Below are 376 nucleotides of genomic sequence, written 5' to 3'. Positions count from 1 at the left end.
TAGCCGACTTAGCTCAATTGGTAGAGCAACTGACTTGTAATCAGTAGGTTGGGGGTTCAAGTCCTCTAGTCGGCACCAGTTTTTAATTGTACGAGCCATTAGCTCAGTTGGTAGAGCATCTGACTTTTAATCAGAGGGTCGAAGGTTCGAATCCTTCATGGCTCACCATTTTTAATGAAATATGCGGGTGTGGCGGAACTGGCAGACGCACTAGACTTAGGATCTAGCGCCTTTGGCGTGGGGGTTCGACTCCCTTCACCCGCACTTTTAATAAAATAACTCAAACATGTCTTGCGGAAGTAGTTCAGTGGTAGAATACAACCTTGCCAAGGTTGGGGTCGCGGGTTCGAATCCCGTCTTCCGCTCCAATTTTCAG

Annotated in this window: 4 tRNA genes; all 4 read left to right on the top strand. The window is 47.6% G+C overall.

Annotation, left to right across the window (positions count from 1 at the left end):
• The first annotated feature begins 2 nt into the window (after positions 1–2).
• Positions 3–78 (top strand) — tRNA-Thr (locus tag FT637_RS29725).
• 14 nt (positions 79–92) lie between these two features.
• Positions 93–168 (top strand) — tRNA-Lys (locus FT637_RS29720).
• 15 nt (positions 169–183) lie between these two features.
• A tRNA-Leu gene (locus tag FT637_RS29715) sits at positions 184–264 on the top strand.
• Positions 265–293: 29 nt separating this feature from the next.
• Positions 294–368: transfer RNA gene (locus FT637_RS29710), tRNA-Gly, on the top strand.
• Positions 369–376: the final 8 nt, after the last annotated feature.

The sequence above is a fragment of the Bacillus cereus genome, from assembly GCF_015071065.1.
Taxonomy (GTDB): domain Bacteria; phylum Bacillota; class Bacilli; order Bacillales; family Bacillaceae_G; genus Bacillus_A; species Bacillus_A cereus_BA.
This window is presented reverse-complemented; position numbering and strand designations above follow the sequence as displayed.